4 protein-coding genes are annotated in these 4,335 nt (G+C 50.3%); 3 read left to right on the top strand and 1 reads right to left on the bottom strand.

Features of this window, described 5'->3' with window-relative positions:
- The first annotated feature begins 67 nt into the window (after positions 1 to 67).
- Both CXF87_RS11660 and CXF87_RS11655 read left to right on the top strand, forming a co-directional pair.
- The gene (locus tag CXF87_RS11660) at positions 68 to 1,084 is read left to right on the top strand and encodes a CNNM domain-containing protein (RefSeq protein WP_101146735.1); all 1,017 of its coding nucleotides are present in this window, start codon (positions 68 to 70) and stop codon (positions 1,082 to 1,084) included.
- A gap of 208 nt (positions 1,085 to 1,292) precedes the next feature.
- The gene (locus CXF87_RS11655; RefSeq protein ID WP_008956299.1) at positions 1,293 to 1,943 is read left to right on the top strand and encodes a peroxiredoxin; all 651 of its coding nucleotides are present in this window, start codon (positions 1,293 to 1,295) and stop codon (positions 1,941 to 1,943) included.
- Positions 1,944 to 1,997: 54 nt separating this feature from the next.
- Here CXF87_RS11655 and CXF87_RS11650 read toward each other — a convergent pair whose 3' ends face one another.
- Positions 1,998 to 3,269, bottom strand: a complete 1,272-nt coding sequence (locus CXF87_RS11650; RefSeq protein ID WP_008956300.1) for a methyl-accepting chemotaxis protein — start codon at positions 3,267 to 3,269, stop codon at positions 1,998 to 2,000.
- A gap of 347 nt (positions 3,270 to 3,616) precedes the next feature.
- On the opposite strand from CXF87_RS11650, the gene CXF87_RS11645 reads away from it, so the two are divergent.
- On the top strand, positions 3,617 to 4,335 hold a 719-nt coding region (locus tag CXF87_RS11645; RefSeq protein ID WP_101146736.1), incomplete at its 3' end, for a ZIP family metal transporter.

The raw sequence follows: 4,335 nt of genomic DNA, 5'->3' as shown, positions 1-4,335 counted from the left end.
AGCAGAGAGGGTACCGGCGCTGGCCCTCCTGCCTCTACCTTGTGGTCCAAAGTGCTGCGCTTATTCTATGAATCCAGGAATCGCGTTCTCGTTCTTATGTTCCATCCTTGAAGCGGCGCTTCTTTCGATTACACCCAGCTATATTGCTAAGCAGAAAGAAGATAATCCCAAGTTGCATGCCTCGCTTACGCGCCTAAAAGCCAATATCGACCGGCCACTCGCGGCGATTTTGACGCTCAATACTATCGCTCATACTGTGGGGGCAACCGCTGTGGGTGCTCAGGCGGCCGTGGTATTTGGTGAAGCCTCTATCGCTATTGTGTCGGCAGTGATGACGATGCTGATTTTGATCTTGTCGGAAATTATCCCAAAAACCATTGGCGCAACGTACTGGCGCGGTTTATCGCCGTTTCTGCCACGCCTGTTAAATCCTATGATTATGGGTTTGCTGCCTTTTATCTGGATGTCAGAACAGATTACGCGCCGCCTAGGCAAGTCAGAGCACGATGTCGACCTGCGCGATGAAATCAAAGTCCTCGCGCGCGTGGGCTTGGAGGAGAACGTGCTGGATGCGGATGAGTCACGCACCATCATCAATATGCTCAACTTGCACGATATCCTGGTGAGCAAAGCGATGACGCCACGTACCGTGTGTGTCACGGTGCTGCCTGATATGACCGTCTCCGCGTTTGATGAGCAGTATGGCAAAGCACCGTTTACGCGTTTTCCCGTGATGGATAACGGCGAGCAGGCGTTTGGCTATGTGCATAAAGCTGATATGTACCATGCAGACGATGCCAAAACGATGCGTGAGCTGATGCACCCGATTGGTAGCGTGGATGTTTCAAATAATGTAGAGCAGGTGTTTACCTCGATGCTTAAAGATCACCTGCATATGCGGGTGGTTTATGATGAGCACGGCACCTTTGTCGGCTTGATTACGCTTGAAGATATTATCGAAACCATTCTGGGGCAGGACATTGTCGATGAGACCGACAATGTAGCCAATTTGCGCCACTACGCGAAACAGCAGTGGATCAAGCGCGTTAAGCGGGATGATAAAAACGCCAAAGCGGCTGAGTAATCCTTTTACAGCTTATTGTTATGCAACGGCGCCTTAGGGCGCCGTTGTACGTTTTATCGTTAGGGTTTTACGCCTTTATACTGGGCTTGGCCATACAGAGTGAACGTTGTCTTGCCACTGGCTGTCTTAGCACTGAATGATCTATAGTGAAGGCGTTGAAAGACAAATAAAGTATTAGGGCGTTCAACGTCCAATAAGGAGGAAAGCAATGTCATTACGTATCAATGCAGTCGTGCCTGATTTTAAAGCGGAGACTAGCCAGGGGCCGATTCAATTTCACGAATGGATTGGCGATAGCTGGGCTATCCTATTTTCACACCCCAAAGACTTTACCCCGGTCTGCACGACGGAATTTGGTGCTGTTGCCACCCTGAGCGAAGAGTGGAAAAAACGCGGCACCAAGGTGATTGGTGTATCGGTAGATGGCGTGGAAGACCACAAACGCTGGGGCACCGACATTAAGAACGTCTCCGGCAGCGATGTTGATTTTCCTATCATCGCCGACGATAGCCTGACTGTTTCCAAGCTATTCGATATGCTGCCTGAAGATGCCTATTTACCTGATGGCCGCACGCCGGCAGACAGTGCCACGGTGCGTTCGGTATTTATTATCGGGCCGGATAAGCAGTTGAAGCTCTCGATGACATACCCCATGACCGTGGGGCGTAATTTTGCTGAAATTCTGCGTGCCCTGGATGCACTGCAAACCACCACGAAGCACGGTGTTGCCACTCCGGCTGACTGGATGGTAGGGCAAGACGTCATTATTCCCCCTAGCGTTTCTGATGAAGACGCCAAACAGAAATATGGCGAATACGAAACGATCCTGCCCTATTTGCGCAAAACGCCCCTGCGTTAACAGCGTGGTATAAGCTAAAAAAGCCAGTACATCAGTGCTGGCTTTTTTATTGGATCAGCGAGGAGATTCCAACGCTAGCTGCTCAATAGACGTTGACACACTGCGCGCACCAATCAGTATTTCATTCACAATGACCTCAATTTCGCCCACGCTGGCTTGGCTCGATTTGCCCTGTTCCACCACCTGCTGCATAGCATGCGTAGTGCGTTCCACCAATGCACTGTTGTCTTTAAGCACTCGGGTAATTTCTTCAACCGCTTCGCTGGAGCCCTTGGCTAAACGGCGTACTTCATGCGCGACCACCGCAAAACCGCGGCCTTGCTCGCCGGCTCGCGCTGCTTCTACCGCCGCATTAAGTGACAACAGATTGGTCTGATTGGCAATTTGCGCAATTGAGGCGGTGATTTTATTAATTTGATCAGCTTGTTGATTAAGGGCTGCTATTAAGCTCTGTGCCTCGTTGAGCGTGTGTGTGGCTTGTTCTGAATCCTCAAGTATTTGTTTGAGGTGGATTAAGCCGCTCTGGGCTATTTTTTCAGTCTGTGTTGATGAAGTTTGCGCCGTATTAACCGTGACATGCGCTGCTTCTGAGGCTTGAATTGAGCGGGTAATATCGGTGGCAAATTTGACTACTTTGATGATTTTTCCTTGCTCATCGTGGATTGGATTATAAGTAGCTTCCAGCCAGATGGTGTTACCACGGGCATCAATGCGCTCGAATTTACCCTGCTTCAGTTCGCCACGGCTTAACTGCTCCCAAAAATCAGGGTGCTGCTGGTAAAACGCATCAGGGCAAAATTGACGGTGATGAACACCTCTTATCTGTTCAGCTGCGTAGCCCATTGTTTGTTCAAAATTACTGTTTGTATCCAGCACATACCCATCTGGAGTGAATTCAATCACTGCCATAGAGCTATTCAGAGCCTGAAGAATGGCTCGCTCACGCGCCGCATTTTGATGTTTGTCTGTAACGTCGCTAGCGACTTTAAATATTTGTATAACTTTTCCACGCCGGTTTTTGATGGGTATATAGGTCGCTTCAAGCCAAATTTCTTTCCCTTCAGCGTTTAAGCGCCGAAAGCGCCCCTGCTGGCTGTAGCCTGCGGCGAGTGTTTCCCAAAAAGCGGCGTATTCGGGCTGGTTGGTTTCTTCAGGAAAGCAAAACATACGGTGATGCTGTCCCTTAACCTGCTCGAGCGTGTAGCCCACAGCGTTCAAAAATAGAGGGCTTGCCTCTTTAATCTCACCAGCAGGGGTGAATGAAATACAGGCAGTATGTTGCAATAGGGCGCTATGTTGAGGTGAATGGCGGTGAAGGCTTAGCATTTATAAAATGTCTCGATCGTATAGGGCTTGTATAGTTATGCAAATCATAATAGACATTCGGTGTAAAATCACTTTTTTGTAGCGATATAGCACATAATGTTATTAACACATTGTAATTGAAATTTTACATATAGCGGAAGAGAAGGCGGCTTTGTTATTGAGACCGCCAGGCCTAGGTGTTAATTGACTCGTTGGCGATGCTCAATGCAGAGTGAGGCGGGCGAAGTGATGTTCGCCGGTTTTGGCCTCGCTTAGCCTTTCTCCCGCGACTTTTGGTACAAAACCTAGACAACAACGTGTCGTTCTGTTTTATGTCTTGCTAATTGCTAACCGGGTTTATGTTGTTCATGGAAAATACGTTGTTATTAGGGTTTTTAGGCAGCTTAACGGCCGGGCTGCTAACGGCTGTAGGCGCATTACCAGTGCTGCTAGGCAAAGCGCCCAGCCGTGGCTTTCGCGATTTGGCGTTGGGTTTCGCCGCTGGGGTGATGCTGGCGGCGTCTTTCTTTTCGCTGATTATTCCCGCGCTGGATGCCGCTGAAATCTATTATTCTGGTGGCCCCGTGCCCGCCGCGATTGTGTGTACCGCTATTTTGTTGGGCATGGGCGCGATTGCGCTGCTTAACGAGCATCTTCCCCATGAGCATTTTGCCCAGGGGCGCGAAGGGCCAGCGGCTGCATCACTGCGCCGGGTATGGTTGTTTGTATTTGCCATTACCATTCACAACCTGCCAGAAGGCATGGCGGTGGGCGTCGGTTTTGGCGCCAATGGGCTAGAAGGCGGCATGCCGCTGGCGATCGGCATTGGCCTGCAGAACATGCCGGAAGGGCTAGCCGTCGCGGTTGCGTTGATGGGCGAGGGCTACTCGAAGTGGCGCTCCTGGTCGATTGCTGCGCTAACCGGCTTGATCGAACCCATTGGTGGGCTGTTTGGCGCCAGTATTATTAGCGTTTCGCAAATATTGCTGCCATGGGGCTTAGCCTTTGCCGCTGGCGCCATGCTGTATGTGATCAGCCATGAAATCATTCCTGAAACCCACCGATCCGGCCATCAGAAGAAAGCCAC

Origin of the sequence: Halomonas sp. MES3-P3E (assembly GCF_002836035.1) — a bacterium.
Lineage (GTDB): Bacteria > Pseudomonadota > Gammaproteobacteria > Pseudomonadales > Halomonadaceae > Vreelandella > Vreelandella arctica.
This window is presented reverse-complemented; position numbering and strand designations above follow the sequence as displayed.

Excerpts from the sequence above, each read along its gene's own strand:
- CXF87_RS11655 (WP_008956299.1), top strand. The coding sequence starts at position 1,293 with ATGTCATTACGTATCAATGCAGTCGTGCCTGATTTTAAAGCGGAGACT.
- CXF87_RS11650 (WP_008956300.1), bottom strand. The coding sequence starts at position 3,269 with ATGCTAAGCCTTCACCGCCATTCACCTCAACATAGCGCCCTATTGCAA.
- CXF87_RS11660 (WP_101146735.1), top strand. The coding sequence starts at position 68 with ATGAATCCAGGAATCGCGTTCTCGTTCTTATGTTCCATCCTTGAAGCG.